The following is a 22,866-nucleotide window of genomic DNA, read 5'->3' on the forward strand; positions in this document are numbered from 1 at the left end:
TCGGAGAGAAGGACATGATCAGGAAGGTGTTGCTACTGAATGGACCGGACGACCGGGTCAATTCGGTGATGATTCGGAGCGGGGACCGGTGGCCCCACCGTCTGCCGCGCAAGATCACCAAGCAGGTGCCGCACGCCTACCCCTTCTGGCTTGCCCAGTGCGGGGCCGTGCTCAAGCAGCGGGGCTACCAGGTCCGCTACGTCGATTCGATCGCCGAGGACCTCGGCATCGACGGCACGGTGGCCCTCTTCCTCGAGGAGCATCCGGACCTGGTGGTGGTCGCCACCTCCACCCCCACGATTCACACCGACCTCCTGATGGCGCGGCTGGCCAAGGAGAAGGCGGGGGCGACGACGGTCCTCGTCGACACGCACGTGACCGTGTTCCACCGGGAGCTCGTGTCCGAGCCGTTCGTCGACGCCGCCGTGCGGGGCGAATTCGAGACGGCGATTCCCGATCTGGCCGACGCCCTGAACCAGGGCGCGGACCTCTCGTCCGTCCCGGGCGTCACCTGGAAGCGCGGGGACGAGGTGATCGTCAACCCGGATCGCCCGCTGCTCTGGGATCTGGACGAGCTGCCGTGGCCGGATCGCGACCTGGTCCCCGGAGACCAGTACATCGTGGGGCTCCGGACCCAGGATCCCTGCTTCATGGTGATGGCCAGCCGGGGCTGTCCGTTCCGCTGCACCTTCTGTCTCTGGGTTCCGGTGATGTTCAACAACAAGGTCCGGTTCCGAGACGTGGACAAGGTGGTGGATGAAATCATCCACCTGCAACAGAGATACGGGGCGCGGGAGGTGTTCTTCCACGACGACACCGTCAACATCACGGTCCGCCGGGTGGAGGAGCTCTGCAACGAGATCCTTCGACGCGGGGTGAAGATCGGCTGGATTGCGAATTTCCGCGGCGACCAGACCACTCCCGAGCTGTTCCGGCTGATGAAGAAGGCGGGCTGCACCAAGATCCTGCTCGGTGTGGAGAGCGGCTCCCAGAAGCTCCTGGACGAGACCATCGACAAGGAGATCACGCTGAAGGAAGTGGAAGACACGATCCGCTGGGCCAAGGAGGCGGGGGTCCGGGTGCACTGCACCTATTCCCTGGGCGCTCCGGGGGAGACCCGGGAGACGCTCAGAGAGACGCTGGAGTTCATCAAGAAGACCGAGCCGGACGACATCCAGGTCAGCCTGATGACTCCCATCCCGGGGACCCCCTTCTACGAAAAGGTGAAGCACGAGGTCTCCGACTGGCACGACTTCGACGGTGTCTCCGGGCGCTCCTGGTGCGATCTCTCGACCGCGGAGCTCAAGAACGCGATGAACCGGATCTACATCGAGCACTACCTGACGCCGCGCCGCATCCTGAAGCGGGTCTCCAGGATCCGCAACATCTACGACATCAAGGAGAACTGGAGGCAGTTCAAGGCGTTCCTGAGCCGGTATGCCGCGACCGGGTTCCCGCGGCCGATCGGGACCCGATTCGAGGAGCAGGAGCAGGCGTGAAGATCGCGGTCCTCTGCGGACGATATCCCTATTCCGGCGCGGGCGTCATCGCGCGCGAGTCGGCCGAGGGACTTGCCCTCCGTCACGAGGTGAGCTTCATCCACGGCGGCACGTCGGACTCCGATCGCCAGGAGGGGGCGCTCCGGGTGATCTCCCTGGCGCTGCCTGAGGCGGAGGAACAGGGGGCGTCGCACCTCTACTGGAGCCCCGCCATCGTGCGAAGGCTGCGGCAGACGCTGCGCTCGCTGAATCCCGACCTGGTCCATTTTCACATCGTCCAAAGGCGGAGCTTCTCCCTGGCGTCGCTCCTCATGTCCAGGCGCCGCCGGTCGTTCTGGACGATTCACGATCAGTGGCCGCTCTGCGTGCGCTCGGTGCCGCAGCCCCCGTCGTGCGAGGGCATGAAGAGGTTCTGCCTCTTCTGCACGGCGTGGCCGGGGCTCTCCGTCGCCAACAAGATCCTCAAGGAGGCGGTCTTCGCCGCCTCTCCGCTCGAGGTCGTGGTTCCCTCGCGCTGGCTCGGCGACCTGTTGCGCTACTCCTTCCTGGGAAGAAAGCCGGTGCACCTCGTCTACAACGGCATCGACCTGGATCGGTTCAGCCCGGGCGAGGCGGGGGAGCGAAGCAGTCTGCCGGGGGGCCCGGCGACCATCCTCTTTATTGCCGGTCCCAACAACCCGACGAAAGGGATGGCCGATCTCCGGCCGGCCTTCCTGCGGCTGCGGCAGAGATACCCGGGGCTCCGGTTGAGGGTGGTGGGGGATCCCCCGGACGGATTGACCGAGGGGGACGGGATCGAGATCGCCGGCAGGATCCCCAGGGAGGCGATGCCGGACGAGTATCGGCGGAGCGACCTGTTCGTCCTTCCGACCCTCGCCGACAACACGCCGGTCACCCTGATGGAGGCCATGGCCTCCGGCCTGCCGGCGGTGGCGACCGCGGTCGGCGGCATTCCGGAAATGGTGGTTCCCGGGGTCACGGGACGTCTGGTTCCGGCGGGCGACATCCCGGCCTTGACCGCGTCGATCGAGGGCCTGCTTGCCGATCCGTCCCTGCGGCGAGGCATGGGAGTGGCGAGCCGGAAGGTGGCTGAGACGAAATTCGCGCGGCAGAGAATGATTTCCCAGCTCGAGGATGTGTATGGAGTGGCCCCGGGGCGTGCGACGGGAACGGCAAGCCTCCCCACCCTGCCGGTCGCCATCCAGGAGGGGCGGCGATGAAGGCGGTCATACTCGCCGGCGGCCAGAACACGCATCTGGTGCCGATGGTCCAGACGGTACCCAAGCCGCTTCTGCCGGTGGCCAACCGGCCGATGGTGGAGTACATGCTCGATCTTCTCAGGAAGAACGGGGTCCGTGATGTGGTCCTGGCCGTCAACGCCGCCGAGGATCCCTATCAGGATGTCCTCGGAGACGGCAGGCGTTTCGGCCTGCGCCTGCGCTACTCGTACGAAACGCTTCCCCGGGGGACCGCGGGGTGCCTGCTGCCGATGGCGGACTTCATCGGCAGGGAGCCATTCCTGGTCATCCACGGGAGCCTGTTCCTGGATGTCGACTTGAAGGCTCTGGCGGAGTTTCACCAGTCCCGTGGGGCTCTGGCGACCCTCGGGGTGCGGCGCAACCCGGGGGGATCCCGGGACTGGCATCACATGGAATTGCGGCTCGGCGAGGGGGCCCGGGTCGAGGGCATCCAGATCCGCAACCTGTCGGACCGGGCGCAGTCCTCCGCGCTGCCCGTCGGGGTCTACGTCTTCGAGCCGGCGGTCCTTTCCGCCATCGAGCCCGAAGTCTATTACGACATCAAGGAGCAGCTCCTCCCCCGGTTGCGCCAGGACGGGAAGCCGGTCTTCGCCTGCGAGCTTCGGGGCTACAGCCGGGACATCCTCGAGATGAAGGACTACCTGAGCCTCAACCGATCCATTCTCCGCGGGGAGGTGAACGGGTACCGCTTCGACGGACAGATCGCCGACCGAGTCTGGGTGGGACGGGGAAGCGATGTGTCCCCGCGGGCCACTCTCCACGGGCCGGTGATGATCGGGCGCGACTGCATCATCGCTCCCGACGCCCAGATCATCGGCCCGGCCTGTGTCGGCGACGGCTGTGTCGTGGAGGAGGGGACGATCGTCAGGGAAAGCCTCCTGCTTCCGGGATCCCGGGTGGAACAGAATTCCAGCGTCGAAGGGTGCGTCCTGGCGGCCGATACCGTGATCGCCCCGGGCCAGACGCTTCGGGAGGTCGTCGCCATTCCGGAGAGCATGGATGTCGGGGCGATCGACCTGGCCGACACCGAGCTGCTCATACAGGGAGTGGCGGGCTCGGCCGGCCAGTATGCCCAGAGCCAGTTCCGGTACCTGCTCTACCAGACGTTCAAGCGGGGGTTCGACCTCGCGGTCGCGCTGGTCGGCCTCGTCGTTCAGCTTCCGCTGATCCTGGCCGTGGCGCTGGCGATCAAGTTCAACAGCCCCGGCCCGGTCTTCTTCCGGCAGCGGCGGTGCGGGCGCAACGGCCGGGAGTTCTGGATGGTCAAGTTCCGGACGATGGTCAGGGACGCCGAGAGATTGCAGGCGGAGCTTCGCCCGCTCAACGAGGTCGACGGGCCGGTCTTCAAGATAGAGAACGACCCGCGTTCGACCGCTCTCGGACGGTTCCTCCGCAAGTACAGCATCGACGAGGTGCCGCAGCTCTGGAACGTCCTGAAGGGGGAGATGAGCCTTGTCGGCCCCCGGCCGCTGGCCGCCCGGGAAATGCGGTTCTGCCCGGCCTGGCGCGACGTGAGGCTCAAGGTGGAGCCGGGCATCACCGGCCTGTGGCAGGTGAGCGGCCGGAGCAAGAGCTCGTTCCACGATTGGATCAGGTTGGACGTCGAATATGTCCGGGAGCGATCCGTGTTCCTGGATTTTCAGATTCTCTTCAAGACACTCGGCGTCGTGGTCCGGGCGCTGGGGTCCTCCTAACGGCGCAGACCGATGGCGCGAGGCGACTGAATGGCTGACGAGTCTCGACGGGAACAGGAGTTCGATCTAAGGACCTACCTCCAGGTCCTGAAGAACCGGAAGTGGCTCATCCTCGGTTTCACCGCGGCCCTGACCGTCGCGGTGGGAGTGGGGACTGCGCTCCAGCCCAAGGTCTACGAGGCAAAGGTCACGCTCCTGGTGGGCAGGGAGGCGCCGCGCCTGCTGACCTCCGACCCCATCCCGGGAGATCGCATCGGCCAGCGGGACTACCTCAAGACGCAGGCGGCCATTCTGAGCAGCCGGACTCTGCTACAGGGGGCCGTCAAGCGGCTGATGCCGGAAGGCCTCTACGGCATTGTGGCCAAGGACCGCGTCGAGGAGACATCCTCCAAGCTCGCCAAGGAGCTGCAGCCCCGGACGCGGGTCCAGACCGCCGAGGACACCCAGCTCATCACCGTCATCGTGGCAGGGGGAGTCCCGGATCGGGTGGCTCGAATCGCCAATGCCATCGCCGACGAATACGTGGCGAGCAACCAGGAATCAAAATCGATGCTGGCCAGTCAGGCGGTTGCCTGGCTCACGACCAAACTGGCCGAGCAGCGGGGCAAGCTGACCGAGGCGGAGGAGGAGCTGCGGGCCTACAAAGAGAAGGAGAACATCGTCGCCCCGGACGAGGCGGATCCGTTCTCGACGCTCAGCCTGAGCCGGATCAACGACGAGTACCTGACCACCCGGTTTCAGCGGATGGAAAGGCAGACCCGGCTTGCGGCGATGAAGCGGAACCGCGGTTCACGGCCCGCCCAAGGCCGCAGCTCGACGGCCGAGTCGCTGGACGCCGAGACCCAACGGAAGGTGCGGGAGAGCCTGGAGGCCGACTACATCCAGACCCGTCTCGATCTGCGAAAGCTGTCGGAGCGGTACGGCCCGGAACATCCCGATATCATCACCCTCACGGGGAAGGTGGCCAGAATACAGAAGGAGCTCGAGTCGCTCGAGCAGCCGATCGTCCGGACCGAGACGGCGCCCCCCGTGACCGACGCCCAGATCGCCGATCTGCAGGCCGAGCTGACGACCCTGACCCAGAAGGAGTCGGTGCTCGCCCAGACCTTGAAGGCCCAGAAGGCACAGTCCCGCAACCTGTCGAGGACGGGAGTGGCCTACTCCCTTCGCAAGCAGGCGGTGGACATGAACCGGCAGAGCTACAACGATCTCCTGAGCCGCCTCAACGACGCACAGCTCTCCGGTCAGATCAAGATCTCCGCCGTGCGGGTGCTCGACCGGGCCGAGCCTCCCGGCTCTCCCACGGAGCCGCAGCCGGTCAGGAACCTGATGGTGGCCGTCCTGCTCGGCCTGGTCCTGGGAGTCGGGCTCGCGACGCTCGCCGACAACCTCGATCGTCGGATCAGGAACCCCGAAGAGGCGGCGCGCTACCTTCGCCTGCCGCTCCTGACCGTCATTCCCGCTCTCGACATCAAGACGGAGGTCGGGAAGGGGGAGGGAAAGGCCGAGCTCGTCGCGTTCCATCGACCGCGGTCGCACGCCGCCGAGTGCTATCGGAACCTCAGGACTTCGATCCTGTTCTCGACCGGACGGCCGGTTCCGAAGACGATTCTGGTCACGAGCGCAGTCGGCGGAGAGGGGAAATCGACGACCGCCGCCAACCTGGCATTCGTCATGACACAGAGCGGCCGGAGAGTCCTCCTGGTCGACGCCGATCTCCGCCGCCCGGCCCTCCATCGCTACTTCGCGCGCGAGCGGAACCGGGGCATCGTCCGCCTCCTGAAAGAGAGCTGCCGACTGGAGGAGGCGGTCCAGGCCTCCTATGTCGAGCATCTGGACCTGCTCCTCTGCCCTTCGGTGCCCAGCAATCCCTCCGAGATGCTGGGGTCGGATCGGATGGTCGGGCTCATCGAGCAGTTCAAGAGCCGGTACGACGTGGTGGTGATCGATGCTCCCGTGGTCATCTCCGTCCCCGACGCGATCATCATGGCGTCCCGCGCGGAAGCGGTCCTCATGGTCCACCGCCCCGGGGCCGCCAGCCGGGAAATGGTCAGGCATGCGCGGGAGAAGCTGGACGAGGTGAAGGCCAACATCCTGGGCCTGGTCATGAACAACGTCGACCTCAAGAAGGATGGCTACCACTACCCGAATTATCTCTATTACGGCTACGGGGCCACGGAAGGCGAGAGCGTCCGGCAGGACTCGGGGGGGAAGAAGGCTTGAAGCTGATCATCCAGATCCCCTGCCTGAACGAGGAAGAGGCTCTCCCCGTCACACTCGCCGGCCTGCCCCGGACGCTCCCCGGAGTGGACGCTGTCGAGGTGCTGGTGATCGACGACGGTAGCACGGACGGGACGGTGGAGGTGGCACGGCGGATGGGGGTCGACCATTTGGTGAGATTCCCCCGGCATCAGGGGCTGGCCAGTGCGTTCCGGGCCGGGCTCGAGGCCAGCCTGCGGCTGGGAGCCGACATTATCGTCAATACCGACGCCGACAATCAGTACGACGCCCGGGATATGGAGCACCTGCTGCGGCCCATCCTGGACAGGACGGCCGACATGGTGGTGGGGGATCGCCAGATCCAGGGGCTGCGTCACTTCTCGGCGATCAAGAAGCTGCTGCACCGGCTCGGAGATCGGGTGATGGAGCAGCTGTCCGGAATCGAGCTCCTCGATTCCACGAGCGGGTTCCGGGCCTACAGCCGGGAGGCCGCGCTGAGGCTCAATGTCTTCTCGAAGTTCACCTACACGCTGGAGACGCTCATCCAGGCCGGCAAGAAGAATCTTGTCGTGGCCCACGTCCCGGTGCGGGTCAACCAGAAGCTGCGGGAGTCTCGATTGTTCCCCAACCTCTGGACCTATCTCAAGCGGTCGGTCAGCACCATGGTCCGGATCTACGCGATGTACGAGCCCTTGAAGGCGTTTTCCTATCTGGGGACCCTGGTGGGTGGAGTCGGGGCGGTCCTGTTGTTGCGCTTCCTCTACTACTTCCTGGCCGCCGGCGCGGGACCGGTCGGCAGGCTTCAGTCCCTCCTGGCGGGTGCCTCGCTGTCGGCGATGGGGCTCCTGCTGGTCCTGATCGGAGTCGTCAGCGACCTGATCGCGGCCAACCGGCACTTGGCGGAGGACATCCAGTATCGGATTCGTCGCATGGAGCTGGAGAGCGGCCGGAGGGGCGGGGAGAGGATCGAAAGCCTGGCCACGAAGGCGGCCGGGCCGACCGCGGTGGCGGGAAGAAAGTCATGACCACCAGGAAGATCCTCCTGACCGGAGGAGCGGGGTTCATCGGATCCCACTTGGCCGCGGCCCTGATCGAGCGGGGACATCGGGTGCGCGTGCTGGACATCATGGATCCCCAGGTGCACGGCGCCGACGCCCGGCGGCCGGAGACTCCGGGAGCCGAGATCATCCGCGGCGACCTGCTGGACCCAGAAACGCTGACCCGAGCCCTGAAGGGGGTCGAGGTGATCTTCCACCAGGCCGCCGCCGTGGGGGTGGGCCAGTCGATGTACGAGGCGGCCGCCTATACGCGGGTGAACAGCCTGGGGACGGCCATGCTGATGGAGAAGATCGCCACGCCGGACTCCCGGGTCGAGAAGGTGATCGTGGCTTCGTCGATGTCGATTTACGGGGAGGGGCGGTACCGCTGTCCGGCCTGCGGCCCGGTGGCGCCGGAGCCCCGCAGCCGGGAACGGCTCCGTTCCGGGAAGTGGGAGCCTCCGTGCCCGGCCTGCGGGCTGGATTTGACCCCGCTCCCGACCGATGAAGCCAAGCCGCTCCATCCAACCTCGGTCTACGCGGTGACCAAGCGAAGCCAGGAGGAGACGGTGCTGGTCATGGGGAAGTCGTATGGAATCCCGGCCGTGGCCCTGCGCTACTTCAATGTCTACGGCCCCGGGCAGGCCCTCTCCAATCCATACACCGGCGTGGCGGCGATCTTCTCCAGTCGCCTGCTCAACGGCAATCCCCCCTGCATGTTCGAGGACGGCAAGCAGAGCCGCGACTTCGTTCATGTGAGCGACATCGTCCAGGCGAACCTGCTGGCCATGGAGAAGTGCGATGCCGACTACCAGGTGCTCAACGTAGGGACGGGCACGCGGACGTCGCTGCACGAGCTCGTGCGAGGCCTGATGCGGAGACTCGCTCCGGAGAAGGCCATCGAGCCGAAGGTCCTGGGAACGTTCCGCGAGGGCGACATCCGGCACTGTTACGCCGACATCACGCGGATCCGCACCCGGCTGGGCTACGAGCCCAAGGTGGCGCTCGAGAAGGGATTTGACGATTTGGTTGAATGGGCCAGGACCCAAAAGCCCCTGGACCGGTTCGAATACGCCGCCGCGGAGCTTGCTTCCCGGGGGCTGGTGAGCGGCAATTAACGAAGACGAGAGGAGACAGACGACGATGTTCAAGGCATTGGTGACCAATCCGCCCTGGCCGGGCGAGGGCTACGGGGCGAGGGCTTCGGTCCGGTGGCCCCACAAGCGGAAGGACAAGAAGCTGGAGTACCCGATCTTCCTCTCGTATGCCGTGGCGCTGACCCGCCAGGCCGGCGTCGAAACGGCCTTCCTGGACGGGGTCGTGGACGAGCTGGGGATCGAGGCGTACGCCCGCGAGGTGAATCGGCTGGCGCCCGATTTCGTCGCCATGGAGTGCTCCACGCCGTCCATCGACCACGACCTGGCCTCGGTGCGCAAGATCAAGGAGCTCCGGCCGCGGACCTACGTTGCCCTCATGGGCTCCCATGCGACCTATTTTCACAAGCAGCTCCTGGAAGAGCACCCGGAAGTCGACGCCATCATCCGCGGTGAGTTCGAGATCACCATCCGGGAGACCGCCCTCGCGCTCAAGAGGGGCACCCCCCTCTCCGACGTCGCGGGCCTGACCTTCCGTGAGGGGACCGGGATTCGCGTCACACCCGACCGGCCGATGGACTTCGACCTCGACAGCTGGCCCTATCCGGCCCGGGACATCGTTCCCATCGAGAAGTACCAGACCGCCCAGTACCAGGGGACGAACGGAACGTTCATGCTGTCCAGCCGCGGCTGTCCCTACCGCTGCACCTTCTGCCTCTGGCCGGGGACGATGGTGGGGCGGGACTTCCGGGCCAGGAGGCCGGAGTCGGTGGTCGACGAGATGGAGCACCTCGTCAAGCAGCACGGGGTGGACGACATCTATTTCGACGATGACACCATGACCATCGATCGCGAACGCCTCCTCGAAATCTGCCGCCTGATCCAGGAGCGGGAATTAAAAGTTCATTGGATCGCCATGGGCCGCGTCGACACGGTGGACGAAGCGCTCCTGCGCGAGATGCGCAAGGCCGGCTGCGACAACGTCTACCTGGGGGTCGAATCGGGCTCCCAGGAGATCCTGAAGCGGCTCAAGAAGGGGATCCAGCTCTCCCAGGTGGTGACGGCGTTCAAGGCGGCCCGGAGGGCCGGGATCAAGACCCAGGCCTTCTTCATGCTGGGCGGCCCCGGAGAGACCAAGGAAACCCTGAAGGAGACCATCGAGTTCGCGATTCGCCTGGATCCCGACAATGCCCAGTTCGCCGCGGCGGTCCCTTATCCCGGGACTGAAATGTACGAGGAATCGGTCCGCAAGGGTTACCTGAAGGCCCAGACCTGGGAGGATTACGCCGCCCGGGACATCGTCCTGGAAACGGAGACGCTGTCGCGCCTGGATCTGGAGAAGGCGCGCCTGGAGGCCTATCGTCGGTTCTACCTGCGTCCCAGGTTCATCCTTCGCACCCTCGGGCGGCTGACCAGCATCCGTGAGCTCCGCCGCGTCTTCCGGGGAGGGCTCTCCATTTTCAGCCGCCTGATCTACTTCTCCCAGAACGTGCGCCGCAAGTCGCGTGGAGCGCCCGCCGGAGTGCTGAAACAAGCGTGAGATGACGATCTACTACTGGGGGACCTACGATCGCGATTATCCGAGGAATCGCATCCTGATCGCCGGACTGCGGGCGAACGGCGCGGAGGTCCGGGAGTTCCATTTTCCCATCTGGCGAGGCCCGGCCGACAAGGTGCGCCGGGCCGGCTCGGGCTGGATTCGGCCTGCGCTTCTGTTCCGGTGGGCCTGGGCGTACCTGATTCTGTCCGTCCGGCTCCTGAGGGCGCCGCGTCCCGATTTCCTGTTCGTGGGCTACTCGGGGCATTTCGATGTCTTTCCCGCCTGGTGTCTCAGCCGCATGCGTCGAGTTCCCCTGGTTTTCGATGCCTTCCTTTCTCTCTACGACTCGCTGGTCCTCGATCGAGGCATCGTGGCGAAGGATGGTTGGCGGGCGCGATTCCTGGCGGCGGTGGATGCCACCGCCTGCCGGCTCGCCGATCGCATTCTGCTGGACACCCGGGCGCACGTGAGCTTCTTCTGCGAGACCTTCCGGGTGCCGCGGGAGAAATTCTGGGAGCTGCCGATTGGCGCCGACGACAACGTGTTCCGTCCCGGAGCGGCGCTCGCCCGGAACGGGCATCCATATACCGTGATCCACTTCGGCCGCTACATCCCGCTGCACGGCCTGGAGACGATCGTCCGGGCCGCCAGGCGACTGGAGGAGGAAGGCCAGCCGGTACGATTCCTCCTGGTGGGGGACGGGGAAGGGCGGCGGCGGATCGAAGACCTGGCCCGGACGCTCGGGACGACCTCGATCCGGTTCGAGGACTCCCTGGCGCCTCGGGATCTTGCCGAGAGCATCCGGCAGGCCGATCTCTGCCTGGGGATTTTCGGGGTCACGGACAAGGCGGCCCGGGTGGTGCCCAACAAGGTCTATGAGGCGCTCGCCTCGGGAAAACCTCTGGTGACCGGCGACTCACCCGCGGCTCGGGAGTTTCTGACGGACGAGCTCGACTGCCTCCTGTGTGAACGGGGAGACCCGGGAGCCCTGGCCAGCGCCATCCGCAGACTGCAGACTGACCCGGAGCTGTCCCGGAGGCTGGGGGACAACGGTCGACGCCGCTTCGAGGCCAAGGCATCCCCGGCGGTGATCGGTCGGGAGCTTGTGGACAGGCTGCTGACCTGGCGGCACGAGGGGAGACATGCGGCCTGATTCCCCCTCGCGTCGCGAATGGATCGGTGTGGCGGTGCTCCTGGGCCTGGCCCTGCTTCTCCGGGTGGGATTCATCCTGCAGCAGCCGGCGGGCTTTTACTTCGAGGATTCGCTGGACTTCGACAAGGCCGCCCGGACCTTCCTGGACACCGGCCATTTCGATGCCCGATACTACCGCTCACCGATTTACCCGCTCCTGCTGACGGCCAGCTATCGCCTGTTTGGTTTCTCCCTCACCCCGTTCCGGATCCTGCAGGCACTGCTCACCGTCGGGATGTGCGTATGCGTCTGGGTCCTGGGTCGGCGTTATTTCGGTGCGAGGGCGGGGATGCTGGCCCTCGCGGGAGCGGCTCTGTTCCCCGTCCACGTGATCCTCCCGGGGATCGAATACCCCCTCGTTCCCGGGACGTTCCTGATCTGGGTCGCCCTGGCGCTGTTCGCCCGGGCTCCGGGCGAAGAGGAAAGGAAGCCGGCGCGGATCGTCGCTGCGGGTGTCGTGACCGGTCTGGCCATCATGCTCTTCGAGGGGGGGCTGGTCGCGGCCTTCTTCCTGGTGCTCTGGGCGCTCGCGGAACGCCGCCCAATGCGGCTCCGGATGCGGACAGCCGCCATGCTGCTTCTGGCTTGCCTGCTCACATTGAGTCCCTGGCTCATCAAGATGGCTCGCGCCGGTGACTACCGGCCTCTGATCCTCCGGGCCGGGATGCACCTGCCCGCCGCCCCGGGATCGAATCCGCCCCTGTGGCAGGGAAGCGGGACGAATCTCCTGAAGGCGAAGCTCGCCGGGTTGGCTGACCATCCCGGCTGGACGTTCACTTACATGATCCACGAGTTCTGGCACTTCTGGGATCCCTATCCCGACCGGATGGTGGCCGCAGACGCCGCATTTCGAGAGAGCCTGCACTCGAGGGACAGTCGGATGGTCGTGGACAATCCACTGATCGGCGATGCCCCCCGGATGATCTATGCCATCGGGTTCACGCTTCTGCTCGTGACCGGCCTGATGGGAACCCTGATAGCCGGTCGGGGCAGCCCGCACTCCGGTTTTCTGATCGCCTGGCCAATCGTCCTCGGGGCCTGCTACGCGCCATTCTTTACTCAAATGCGCTACCGAATTCCGGCGGATCCGGCCCTCTTCCTCCTGGGAGCCTGCGCCGTGGAACACGCCCTGCGGCGGAACCTGCTGGGCGAGATCGGGTCCTCGCTGCGCGTCCTGTGGGAAGGGTGGAAGCGGATCGCAGTGAAGATCGCGGTGGTTCAGACCGCCATTCTGCTCTTCCTCCTGTTCTCCCTGGTTCTCGGGCCAATCGGGCTTCTCATGAAGCTGTTCCGGAAGGACCCGATGCAGGCCCCGAGGGAGCCGGGGTCCTTCTGGAATCCCCGGGAGCACACCCGGGAGCGCATGGAAGAGTGTGGCCGACAGTTCTGAGGCAGCGGTCCCTCTTTTTTCCCGCTGGCCGAACAATTCGGCCCGATTCGGCGTAGGACGGCATGGCAGAGACTGATACGGTACGAAGAGCGCGGCGGCGGAGCGGGTTCGCGGTGCAACGCGAGTCCGCCGGAGAAACGGATGTCATCCTGACGAGCCGGGAGGCCAGGCAGCTGCTGAAGATCGGGAAGACCAAGCTTCACGAGCTCACGCGCCGTCGGCTGATCCCGGCCTATCGGATTGGGGGAGGCAAGACCTCCGGACTGAGATATTGCCGCAGGGATCTGCTGGCGTGGCTCTACCAGCAGCGAGTCGGCGGGTGAAGGACGGCATACAGTGACGTATCGACTGGATGATCTGACATGGGACTTGAGGAAGGCCTTCTCCCTTCCCGCGGGAGAGGTGATGCGCCGCCTCTCGGGGAGGGCCGTGCGCTACTCGCGAAAGGTCCGGAACCGGCGGCGCGCATCCCACCTGACCGACGCGGCGCTGCTCTCCGCGCTGGCCGCACCGCTGTCTTCGGTGACCGACCTGGTTGCGCGGCGCCGGGAATGCGATCCCCTGGTGCCGGCGTCGTCCCGATGCGCCGCAACCGCGGGCATTCTCCGGGACGAGGCGCCTGGAGCTTGCGAGGCCATCCTGAGGGCGGCGCGATCCGTGGCGGAGGGCACCTTCGACCTCCTGGGATCCGGGCCGGTGAGACTCGGGCCGAATCCGGACTGGCATGTCGACTTCAAGTCCGGCAGGCGATGGGACCGGGCGGCCTATTCCCTGGACATCGTGCAGACCCACGATCAAGGACATGACATCAAGGTTCCCTGGGAGCTGGCCCGACTCCAGCACCTTCCGACGCTCGGGATGGGCTCGGCCTTGAGCGACGACACCGGATTCCGGGAGCGGGCGGTGTCCCAAATCGCCTCGTTCGTCGCCGAGAACCCTGTCTATCGCGGCGTCAATTGGAACTGCTCCATGGACGTGGCCATCCGTGCCGCGCAGATCCTGGCTGCCGAAGGGTATCTTCGCGGGGCCGGTGACGACCGGTTCTGGGCCGAGCTCCTGAAATCCCTGCTGCTCCACGCCCGATTCATTCTCGACAACCTCGAGGACGGACCGGTCCGGGGGAACCACTACCTTTCAAATCTCGCCGGGCTGTTTCTGTGCGGTCTCGGTCTGCCGGAGTTCCGCGAGACTGCGGGATGGACGGAATTTGCACGGGAAAGGCTCGTTGCCGAAATGCAGCGGCAGGTCACGGAGGACGGGCTGGACTATGAAGCCTCTCTTCCCTACCACGCACTCGTCACGGAGATCTTCCTCTTCCCGGCGCTCCTGGCGTCCGAAAAGGGCAGCGGCTTCCCCCGGCCGTATCTGGAGAGACTGGAGAAGATGCTCGAAGCGGTGGCCATTCTGATCCGCCCCGACGGGACGCTTCCGCAGATCGGCGACAACGACGACGGTCGCTTCCTGATCTTCTCCCAGTACCATCGCCCGCGCCGGGACTGGAGACCGCTCCTGGCTCTGGGCGCCTACCTCTACCGCCGCGCCGGGTGGCTCTCGCTCGCCGGTGACGCCTGGGTGGAAGGGGCGTGGGTGCTGGGAGAGCCCTTCCTCCGCTGGCGGAAATCGCTGCAGGCCTCTGCTGCCGTCCCTGACTTCCGCTGTCATGCGTTTCCGGAGGCGGGGATATACCAGCTGGGGGCCGGGAGCATCCAGATGGTGGTGGACGCGGGAAGCGTCGGGCAGAGGAACAACGGCAGCCACGCCCACAACGACACGCTGGCGTTCGACCTCTTCGCGTTCGGCCGGGAGGTCCTGCCCGATCGGGGCACCGGGACCTATTCCCCGGACCTGTCGCAAAGAAATCGATTCCGCTCCACCCGCGCTCACAATACCATCCAGGTCGACGATGCAGAGACGAACCCGTTTCCGGACGAGCCCTTCCGCCTGATTCCCGCCGATTCTCCACGGGTCCTGCGATGGCGCCTGGGGAAGCAATACGCCTACATGCAGGCAGAGCACTTCGCCTACCGGCGCCTTCCTGCCGCAGTCGTCCATCGCCGGAGCATTCTCCTTGACCGCGCCTCGGGGATCTTTCAAATTGAGGACTGGCTCAAGGGAAGGGGCCGGCACCGGTTCCTGGCCAGCTTCCATCTGGCCCCCGGCTGGAGCGTCACCTCCGGGGCCGAGGGGTGGACGGCCCGCAGCCCGAAGGAGGGCCCCACCCTGAGCCTCCGCTGGAAGCGTCCGCCGGAAGAGGCCCGCGTGCGGGTGGAGGACGACCTGCACTCCCCCTCCTATGGAGTCACCGTGAAGGCCCCCACCGTGCGGGTGGAATGGGAGGGGGAGGCGCCCTGCAGGATTCGGTATGCGCTGGTCATTGAAGAGGGAACGAAGCCATGAAGCCATTCTCCATTCGAGGGGAGACACGACGTTGAACATCCTGGGAATTTCCGCTTTCTATCATGACTCGGCCGCCTGCCTCATCCAGGACGGGCGCCTGGTGGCCGCCGCCTCCGAGGAACGATTCACCCGCAAGAAGCACGACGAGGGGTTCCCGCACGAGGCGATCCAATACTGCCTCCGGGCGGGGAAGATCGCGGCGAAGGACCTCGACTACGTCGGTTTCTACGACAAGCCGTTCCTGAAATTCGAGCGTCTCCTGTCCACCTACCTTTCCACCTTCCCGCGGGGATTCCGCTCCTTCTCCAAGGCGATGCCGGTCTGGCTGAAGGAGAAGCTCTGGATCCCGCAGCGGATCCGGAAGGAGCTGAATTACGAGGGAAAGATCCTGTATACGGAGCACCATCTTTCCCACGCCGCCAGCGCGTTTCTGGTGAGTCCCTTCAAGGAGGCCGCCATCCTCACCGTGGACGGCGTGGGGGAGTGGGCCACGGCGAGCTACGGTGTCGGTCGGGACCTTGAGATCGACCTGTTCAAGGAGATCCGCTTCCCCCATTCCCTCGGGCTACTCTACAGCGCCTTCACCTACTACCTTGGATTCAAGGTGAACAGCGCGGAGTACAAGGTCATGGGCCTGGCGCCCTACGGCGTCCCCCGGTACGTCGACCAGGTGAAGAAGCTCATCGAGATCAAGGACGATGGAAGCTTCGAGCTGGACATGAGCTACTTCTCCTACCACCATGGCCTCAAGATGACGAACGGCCGCTTCGCGGACCTGTTTGGCGGCCCGCCGCGGGACCCCGAATCGAAGCTGGACCAGAAACAGAAGGACATCGCGGCGTCGGTGCAGAAGGTCACGGAAGAGGTCATGCTCAAGATGGCCTCCTACCTGCACCGCGAGACGAGGATGGAGAACCTGTGCATGGCGGGGGGCGTGGCCCTGAACTGCGTCGCCAACGGCCGGATCCTGCGGGAAGGCCCCTTCAAGGATCTGTTCATCCAGCCGGCGGCGGGGGACGCGGGGGGCGCCCTCGGCGTGGCGGCCTACATCAATCATTCCCTGCTGGGCAATCCGCGCACCATCCGCATGGACGACGCCTACCTCGGCCCGGAATACGGCGAGGAGGAGATCCTCGAGACCCTCAAGAGGTACGGCGCCCCCTACCGGCGCCTCGAGCGGGACGAGCTGGTCCGGCAGGTGGCGGCCCTCATCGAGGGGCAGACCGTCATCGGCTGGTTCCAGGGCAGAATGGAATTCGGCCCCAGGGCCCTGGGGAGCCGGAGCATCCTGGCCGATGCCCGCAATCCCGAGAACAAGGACGTCGTCAACCTCAAGATCAAGTTCCGGGAGAGCTTCCGGCCCTTCGCCCCGTCGGTCCTGGAGGAGAAGATCGGCGAGTACTTCGAGATCGACAGGCCCAGTCCGTACATGTTGCTGGTGGCCCCCGTCAGGGAGGGGAAGCGAGTGATCCCCTCTGTGACCCACGTGGATCACTCGGCCCGCATCCAGAGCATCAGCCGCGGGCAGAATGCGCTCTACTACGATCTCATCCGGGAGTTCGAGAGCCGGACGGGAGTCCCGGTGATCATCAACACATCGTTCAACGTCCGGGGGGAGCCGATCGTCTGCTCCCCGGAGGACGCGTATCGCTGTTTCATGAGGACCCACATGGACTACCTGGCCATGGGGCCCTACCTGCTGGACAAGAAGAGCCAGCCTCCTCTCAAGGAGGACAAGGACTGGCGTGAAGAGTTCCAACTCGACTGAGGGGAAGAGGAAAGGATCAAGATGAGCTTCAAGAAGTCGGTCATGGAAAAGGTTCAGTTCTGCGCCGAGTTCTGGGATTTCCTGAAGGTCCGCAAGAAGTGGTGGCTGGCGCCCATCATCGTCCTCTGTGTCTTCCTGGGGATCCTGATGGTCCTCACGCACGCGTCCGCTCTGGCGCCGTTCATCTACACGATCTTCTAGCGAAGAAGGGGGCTTCGTTGGTGGAATCGGTCGGGGAGCCGCTCATCTCCGCGGTGGCCATCGCCCGCAATGAAGAACGGACCATCGGATCGTGCATTTCGGCCACGAGGAGGGGCCTATCCTCCGTCGGTGGAGGCGAGGTCCTGCTGGTTGATTCCGCATCCAGCGATCGGACGGTCGAGCGGGCCCTTCGGGAAGGATGTCGAGTTTTCCGGATCCGGAAGGCCTCCCGAATCTGCCCCGCCGCGGCTCGATGGATCGGCGCCTCGTTGACGCGGTCCCGGTATCTCTTGTTCCTGGACGGAGACTGCGAGCTGGAGGAGGGATTCCTGCCCGAGGCCGTGGCCGCTATGGAGGCGGATCCGACCTTGGGAGTCGTCGCCGGTCAGCGCAAGGACTACTACCTTACCCAGGAGGGCAGCGTGCCGGCCTCTGTCGAATATTACCAGGACAGACGGTCGGCCAACGACCGCCGGCACGCCTACGGCGGATGCGCTCTCTACCGGCGAACGGCGCTGGAAGCGGCCGGTTCGTTCAATCCCTACCTCCGGGCCAAGGAAGAGGAGGAACTTGGCTATCGGATTCTTTCGGCCGGGTATCGCATCACCGTTCTGATGGTGCCGATGATCCGGCATACGACGGTGCCCCGGGAGAGCGCACGGCGTCTGCTCCGTTCCTTGAACCATGGCTTTTTCCTGGGCCGGGGACAAGCGGCCAGGGTGCTTCTGTCTGCGGGGCAAGCCAGAGCCGCCTTCCATGGATTGGACCGGGTTCTGATGGTCCTGGGACACCTCCTCCTTGGGGTCGTCGCCGTCGGTTTGTGGGTGAGGGGGATCGAATGGGCCGGGATGGCCTGGCTCGGGGTCTCGGCAGTTGCTTTCATCGCGCTGGTCATTCGGGGGAGGAGCCTGCGGCGGGCCGCTTATTACTTGGTGGAATGGGTGGTCCAGGGAGGCTGTCTCGTGCCAGGGCTCCTGATGATTCAACGCTCACCCGCCTCCTTTCGGTGGGAGGGAGAGGAAGAGGTGCCGGCGGCAAAGCAGTCGGAGAAGCTACCACGGGTTCTCCTGATCGGCCCCCGCCCCGAGCCGCCGTTCCTGGGGGGTGTTGAGAAGGGAGTGGATCTGCTTCTGGGGAGCGACCTGGCCGCGCGGACGTCGATGCGGGTCTTCGACACCTACCGCGTGCATGATCCGCATCGCTCGCTTGCCGAGAGGATCGCCTACATGTACGGCCGGATCCGGGCGCTGCGGCGCGATCTGGCGGACCACCCGGTCGACCTTGTTCACGTCAAGACAAGCAGCGGCGTCAATTTTCATCAGAACGCGCTCTACGCCTGGACCGCCCGCCGTCAGGGCCTTCCTGTCGTCCTGCAGATCCACAGCGGCCGGTTCGAAACTTTCTTCCGGCGCAGTCCGGCCCTCCTTCGAGCCTGGATTCGATGGACGCTGCGGTGCACGACCCGGGTTGTGGTTCTCTCGCGAGGCTGGGCTGACCGCATCGCCGCCATCGCCCCGCCCGCCCGCCTCTCAGTTGTTCCCAATGGACTGGATGACGCAGAAATGGCGTTGCTTCGCCAGAGCGGCGATTTCCGATCGCCGCAGGTGCTCTTCCTCGGGACCGGGAACGCGGCGTTGAATCGCGACAAGGGGCTTGAGGATCTCCTGCACGTACTTCCCGGCGTCGCTCGAAGCCATCCGGAGACCCGGTGGGTTCTGGCCGGACTGGATGACCCCGGGGCGGTCCGCGCGCGCCTCGAGGCCGAGGGGATCGCGGCGTCGGGATCCGGGCCCCGGGTACGGTGCCTGGAACGCGTCGCCGGCGACGAGAGACTGGCGCTACTCTCCGAAAGCACCGTCCTGGTCCTCCCCTCCTATTTCGAGAACATGCCCAACGTCCTCCTGGAGGCGATGGCCGCCGGGCTGGGCGTGGTGGCCACCGATGTCGGGGCGATTCCCGAAATGCTCGGGTATGGGGAAGGCGGGTTGCTGGTTCCGCCTGGAAATCGATCCGCCCTGGCCGGGGCGCTCGATCGACTTCTTGCTTCTCCCGCCCGGGTTCGCACCCAAGCCAGGCGGAATAGAGAAACGGTCGTCAGCCAGTACTCGATGCGGGTGATGCAGGAGCGGCTCGAAGAGGTTTACCGGGCGGCTGCGGGATGGCCTCCCTCTCGCCGCAATCCGGCTTCGGGGGCGGTCGTAGCCTTCGACGCGGAAAGCGGGCCTCGGCCCGCCGTTCCCTTCTCCGGTCAGCCGGTGGCCAAGCCATGAGGCCGGACGCCCTGCCGCGTTCGAGTTCCACCACCGACACCCGGACCGGGCTGATCGCCACCGCGGCACGACCCTGGGTTTTCGTCACCTGGTATCCCTACTGTCGCCGAAGCGACGTCCTGGCGGAGCAGATCGGCGCGCGCTCCCACCTGGTTCATTATCTGAAGTTCAAGGTCCCCTACCAGGCTCCGTTGAAATACTTCCTCCAGGCCTTGCGTACCCTGTGGCTTGTGATGCGCGCTCGTCCCTCGCTGGTCCTGGTGGCGAATCCGCCCGTCATCGCGCCCATGGTTGTCTGGCTCGTCTCGACACTGATGCGATATCGGTACGTCATCGACGCCCACTCGGGCGCCTTCCAGCACACGAGATGGATGTGGTCTCTGCCTCTTCAGCGTTTCCTGACCCGGCGGGCCCTCGCCACCATCGTCACGAACGATCATATGGGCGGGATCGTTGGGTCCTGGGGTGGGAAGGCTGTGAAGGTTCAGGATCTGGCCCTGCCGCTCGATCCGGGCGGACGCTCGACCCCTTCCGGACGATTCCATGTGGTGTACGTCTGCACCCATTCTGTCGATGAGCCGGTCGCGGCGGTGGTGGAAGCGGCGCGCCGCCTTCCAGACGTGAGATTCTCCTTCACGGGAGATCCCTCGTACGCTCCCAGAGGGTTCCGGGAAGGACTCCCGTCCAACGTCCGATTGACGGGTTTCGTCCCGGAGGAGGACTACCTGGCCCTGCTGCGCGGAGCCGACGCCATCCTGGTTCTGACCAGCGAGGACCACACGATGCAGAGGGGAGGGTACGAAGCCGTGGCGCTCGAGAAGCCCTTGATCACGTCGGACTGGCCGCTCCTTCGAGAGGTCTTCAGCCGAGGCACGCTGCACGTCGACAACAGCGCGGCGGGGATCGCGGCGGCGGTGCGCCTCATCCAGTCCGATGGGGCGGCGCTCCAGCGGGAAATCCGGTTGCTCAAGGACGAGCGCAGGCGGATTTCCACGGCCCAGGTGCAAGCGCTTCGAGATCTCTGCCGCGATGCGGTCGAGCGGGGCCGGACGATATGAGAATCGTGGTCATGGGCCTGGGGTACGTCGGGACGGTCTGCGCCGGTTGCCTCGCCCGGGACGGTTTCGAGGTGATCGGCATCGACGTCAACGAGGGGAAAGTCCGCGCCATTCAGGACGGCCGGACGCCGGTACTGGAACCGGGCCTGGACGAGCTGATCCGGGAGGGACGCCGCACCGGGGGCCTTCGGGCGGCCACCAGGCTCGACGCAGGCGCGCGGGAGGCGGACGCATTCCTGGTGGCGGTCGGGACCCCCTCCTCGGCAAACGGCTCGTCCGATCTGACCCATCTCCTCCGGGCCCTGTCCGACGTGGGCGATGCGGTCCGGGGAGTGGAGAAGTTCCAGGTCGTCAGCGTTCGGAGCACGGTCCCTCCAGGCACGATTCGCGGAAGGGTCATCCCCCTCGTCGAGACGAGGAGCGAACGGAAGGTGGGGGAGGGCCTCGGGATAGCCATGAATCCGGAGTTTCTGCGGGAAGGAACCTCGATCAGGGACTACGACTCGGCTCCCTTCGACCTGTGCGGTGCCAACGACGATCGGACGGCCGATGTGGTCCGGGCGCTCTATGCGAGCCGGAACCGACCGTTCAAGGCGACGAGCCTGGAGACGGCCGAACTGGCCAAATACGTCAACAATGCCTTCCACGCGCTCAAGGTCGCGTTCGCCAATGAAATCGGGCGGCTGGGACACGCTCGCGGAGTGGACAGCATGGAGGTCATGCGGTTGCTCTGCGAAGATAGAAGGCTGAATATCTCGCCGGCCTACCTGCGTCCCGGGATGGCATTCGGCGGCTCCTGCCTCCCCAAGGATCTCCGCGCGCTCGCCTACGAGGCGAAACGCGCGGACGTCAGCGTGCCGCTCCTGGACGCCGTGCTGGAGAGCAACGAGGTCCACCTGAGGGCGGCGACCAACCGGATTCTTTCATTCGGCCGGCCCAGGACCGCGCTCGTAGGGCTGAGCTTCAAGGCCGGGACCGACGACCTGCGCGAAAGCCCGATGGTCCGGCTCGTGGAAAACCTCCTGGGGAAGGGTGTGCCGGTCCGGATCTTCGATGCGAATGTCCGGCTCTCCTCCCTGGTCGGAGCCAACAGAGATTTCATCGAACGCGAGATTCCACACATCGGGTCCCTTCTGGTCGAGACTCTCGAGGGCGCGCTCCGGGACGCGGAGGTCGTGGTCATCGGCACCGACGATCCGGGGGTGGATCGCATCCCGACCATGCTGACGAAGGAGCAGACTCTCATCGATCTCTTCGGGCGCCTGGCCCAGGACGGCCGGACGAAGCCGGGAGGCATCTGCTGGTGAACGCGGTCACGGTGATACGCGACCGGTGGACCAGCGGATTCCGCCGGCTTGAGACGATCGAAATCTCGTCCCGGATTGTCGTGGCCTCAGGAGCGACACTCTTTGCCCTGTTGGCGGGAACGGCCGCCATCCTCCGGCTCCGGTCGATTAAATATCTCGCTGCGTTGATTTTCGCCGGCCTGGTGGTCGCCTTTTTCCTGGCCCTGCGCCGGAGGTACGAGTTCCTGCTCTCCTGCGTCGGATTCACGATGCCGTATTTCGTCCAGATAATTCTCATTGACCGCGATCGAAGTGTCCTGGCCGTCAGCGGAACCCTCCTGGTCACCGCCGCACTGGCCCTGGTGGGGCTGGTGACCGGGCAGATCGACAAGGCGAGGCCCCTTTTCGAGCCACGCGTTTCAGTGCCGATGTTGCTGTTCATCTTTGCGGGATTGCTCTCCATGGTGAACACCACGGATCGGACCCTCTCCTTCGTTGCCCTCGCTCAGGAACTGGAAATGCTGTTCATCTTTCTAGTGCTGCTGAACGCGATTAGGAACGAGGAGCACCTGCTGATCTTCTTGCGTGGGCTCTATCTTGGATTCGCCATCCAATGCGCGATTTATGTATTTCAGAACATTCTGGGGTTCTCCTTCGATGTTCTTGGCAACGAGAAGATGGTGGGAGCCACCGATGTCGAAGCCGGGAAGATCGGCAGCCAGCGGGGGACCTTCGGCAATGCCCCCGCCACGGCGGGGCTCTACTTTTCGTTGATGACTCTTTCGCTGACCGGAATCTACTTGTGTCGGCGGAAACTGCCCATTCGACTACCCGTGCGGCTGGGGATGATGATGGGTGGGGGCTGCCTGATTCTGGCCGCCAAGAGAGCGTCGATGTCGGGGTTCGCCCTCGGGCTCCTGGTGATGTGCTCCCTTCTGCCGCGTTACTGCCCGGGGGCTCT

Annotated in this window: 17 protein-coding genes; all 17 read left to right on the forward strand. The window is 65.4% G+C overall.

The features are described 5' to 3' along the window. The first annotated feature begins 14 nt into the window (after nt 1-14). On the forward strand, nt 15-1,499 hold the full coding sequence (locus tag VGV60_13330; GenBank protein ID HEV8702249.1) for a radical SAM protein: 1,485 nt from the start codon (nt 15-17) through the stop codon (nt 1,497-1,499). Next, on the forward strand, nt 1,496-2,719 hold the full coding sequence (locus tag VGV60_13335; protein HEV8702250.1) for a glycosyltransferase: 1,224 nt from the start codon (nt 1,496-1,498) through the stop codon (nt 2,717-2,719). The genes VGV60_13330 and VGV60_13335 overlap by 4 nt, the downstream gene beginning before the upstream one ends. After that, the gene (locus VGV60_13340; protein ID HEV8702251.1) at nt 2,716-4,452 is read left to right on the forward strand and encodes a sugar transferase; all 1,737 of its coding nucleotides are present in this window, start codon (nt 2,716-2,718) and stop codon (nt 4,450-4,452) included. Before VGV60_13335 ends, VGV60_13340 begins: the two co-directional genes overlap by 4 nt. A 30-nt stretch (nt 4,453-4,482) precedes the next feature. Continuing rightward, a complete protein-coding gene (locus VGV60_13345; protein HEV8702252.1) occupies nt 4,483-6,675 on the forward strand; it encodes a polysaccharide biosynthesis tyrosine autokinase in 2,193 nt (730 codons plus the stop codon). Then, complete coding sequence (locus VGV60_13350; GenBank protein HEV8702253.1) at nt 6,672-7,697, forward strand: glycosyltransferase family 2 protein; 1,026 nt, start codon at nt 6,672-6,674, stop codon at nt 7,695-7,697. The genes VGV60_13345 and VGV60_13350 overlap by 4 nt, the downstream gene beginning before the upstream one ends. Continuing rightward, nucleotides 7,694-8,827: an NAD-dependent epimerase/dehydratase family protein gene (locus tag VGV60_13355; GenBank protein HEV8702254.1), complete on the forward strand. Its 1,134-nt coding sequence runs from the start codon at nt 7,694-7,696 to the stop codon at nt 8,825-8,827. Before VGV60_13350 ends, VGV60_13355 begins: the two co-directional genes overlap by 4 nt. A gap of 25 nt (nt 8,828-8,852) precedes the next feature. After that, the gene (locus VGV60_13360) at nt 8,853-10,343 is read left to right on the forward strand and encodes a radical SAM protein (protein HEV8702255.1); all 1,491 of its coding nucleotides are present in this window, start codon (nt 8,853-8,855) and stop codon (nt 10,341-10,343) included. A gap of 1 nt (nt 10,344) precedes the next feature. Then, a complete protein-coding gene (locus VGV60_13365) occupies nt 10,345-11,496 on the forward strand; it encodes a glycosyltransferase (GenBank protein ID HEV8702256.1) in 1,152 nt (383 codons plus the stop codon). Beyond that, nucleotides 11,486-12,925: a glycosyltransferase family 39 protein gene (locus VGV60_13370; protein HEV8702257.1), complete on the forward strand. Its 1,440-nt coding sequence runs from the start codon at nt 11,486-11,488 to the stop codon at nt 12,923-12,925. Before VGV60_13365 ends, VGV60_13370 begins: the two co-directional genes overlap by 11 nt. A 113-nt stretch (nt 12,926-13,038) precedes the next feature. After that, a complete protein-coding gene (locus VGV60_13375) occupies nt 13,039-13,248 on the forward strand; it encodes a helix-turn-helix domain-containing protein (protein ID HEV8702258.1) in 210 nt (69 codons plus the stop codon). Nucleotides 13,249-13,330: 82 nt separating this feature from the next. Then, nucleotides 13,331-15,322 carry an alginate lyase family protein gene (locus VGV60_13380; GenBank protein HEV8702259.1) on the forward strand — a complete coding sequence of 664 codons (1,992 nt, stop codon included), beginning with the start codon at nt 13,331-13,333 and terminating at the stop codon, nt 15,320-15,322. Nucleotides 15,323-15,353: 31 nt separating this feature from the next. Beyond that, nucleotides 15,354-17,090 (forward strand): carbamoyltransferase, encoded by a 1,737-nt coding sequence (locus VGV60_13385; GenBank protein HEV8702260.1) that lies wholly within the window; start codon nt 15,354-15,356, stop codon nt 17,088-17,090. A gap of 42 nt (nt 17,091-17,132) precedes the next feature. Beyond that, complete coding sequence (locus tag VGV60_13390) at nt 17,133-17,291, forward strand: DUF5989 family protein (GenBank protein HEV8702261.1); 159 nt, start codon at nt 17,133-17,135, stop codon at nt 17,289-17,291. Nucleotides 17,292-17,344: 53 nt separating this feature from the next. After that, nucleotides 17,345-19,561 carry a glycosyltransferase gene (locus VGV60_13395; protein ID HEV8702262.1) on the forward strand — a complete coding sequence of 739 codons (2,217 nt, stop codon included), beginning with the start codon at nt 17,345-17,347 and terminating at the stop codon, nt 19,559-19,561. Beyond that, entirely contained in the window at nt 19,558-20,619 is a 1,062-nt protein-coding gene (locus tag VGV60_13400) for a glycosyltransferase (protein HEV8702263.1), read from the forward strand. The genes VGV60_13395 and VGV60_13400 overlap by 4 nt, the downstream gene beginning before the upstream one ends. Next, nucleotides 20,616-21,926, forward strand: coding sequence for a nucleotide sugar dehydrogenase (locus VGV60_13405; protein HEV8702264.1), 1,311 nt, complete (start codon nt 20,616-20,618; stop codon nt 21,924-21,926). Before VGV60_13400 ends, VGV60_13405 begins: the two co-directional genes overlap by 4 nt. Then, the coding region (locus tag VGV60_13410; protein ID HEV8702265.1) for a hypothetical protein at nt 21,923-22,866 on the forward strand (944 nt) is incomplete at its 3' end. The genes VGV60_13405 and VGV60_13410, both read left to right, overlap by 4 nt.

The organism is Candidatus Polarisedimenticolia bacterium (assembly GCA_036001465.1).
GTDB lineage: Bacteria > Acidobacteriota > Polarisedimenticolia > Gp22-AA2 > Gp22-AA2 > Gp22-AA3.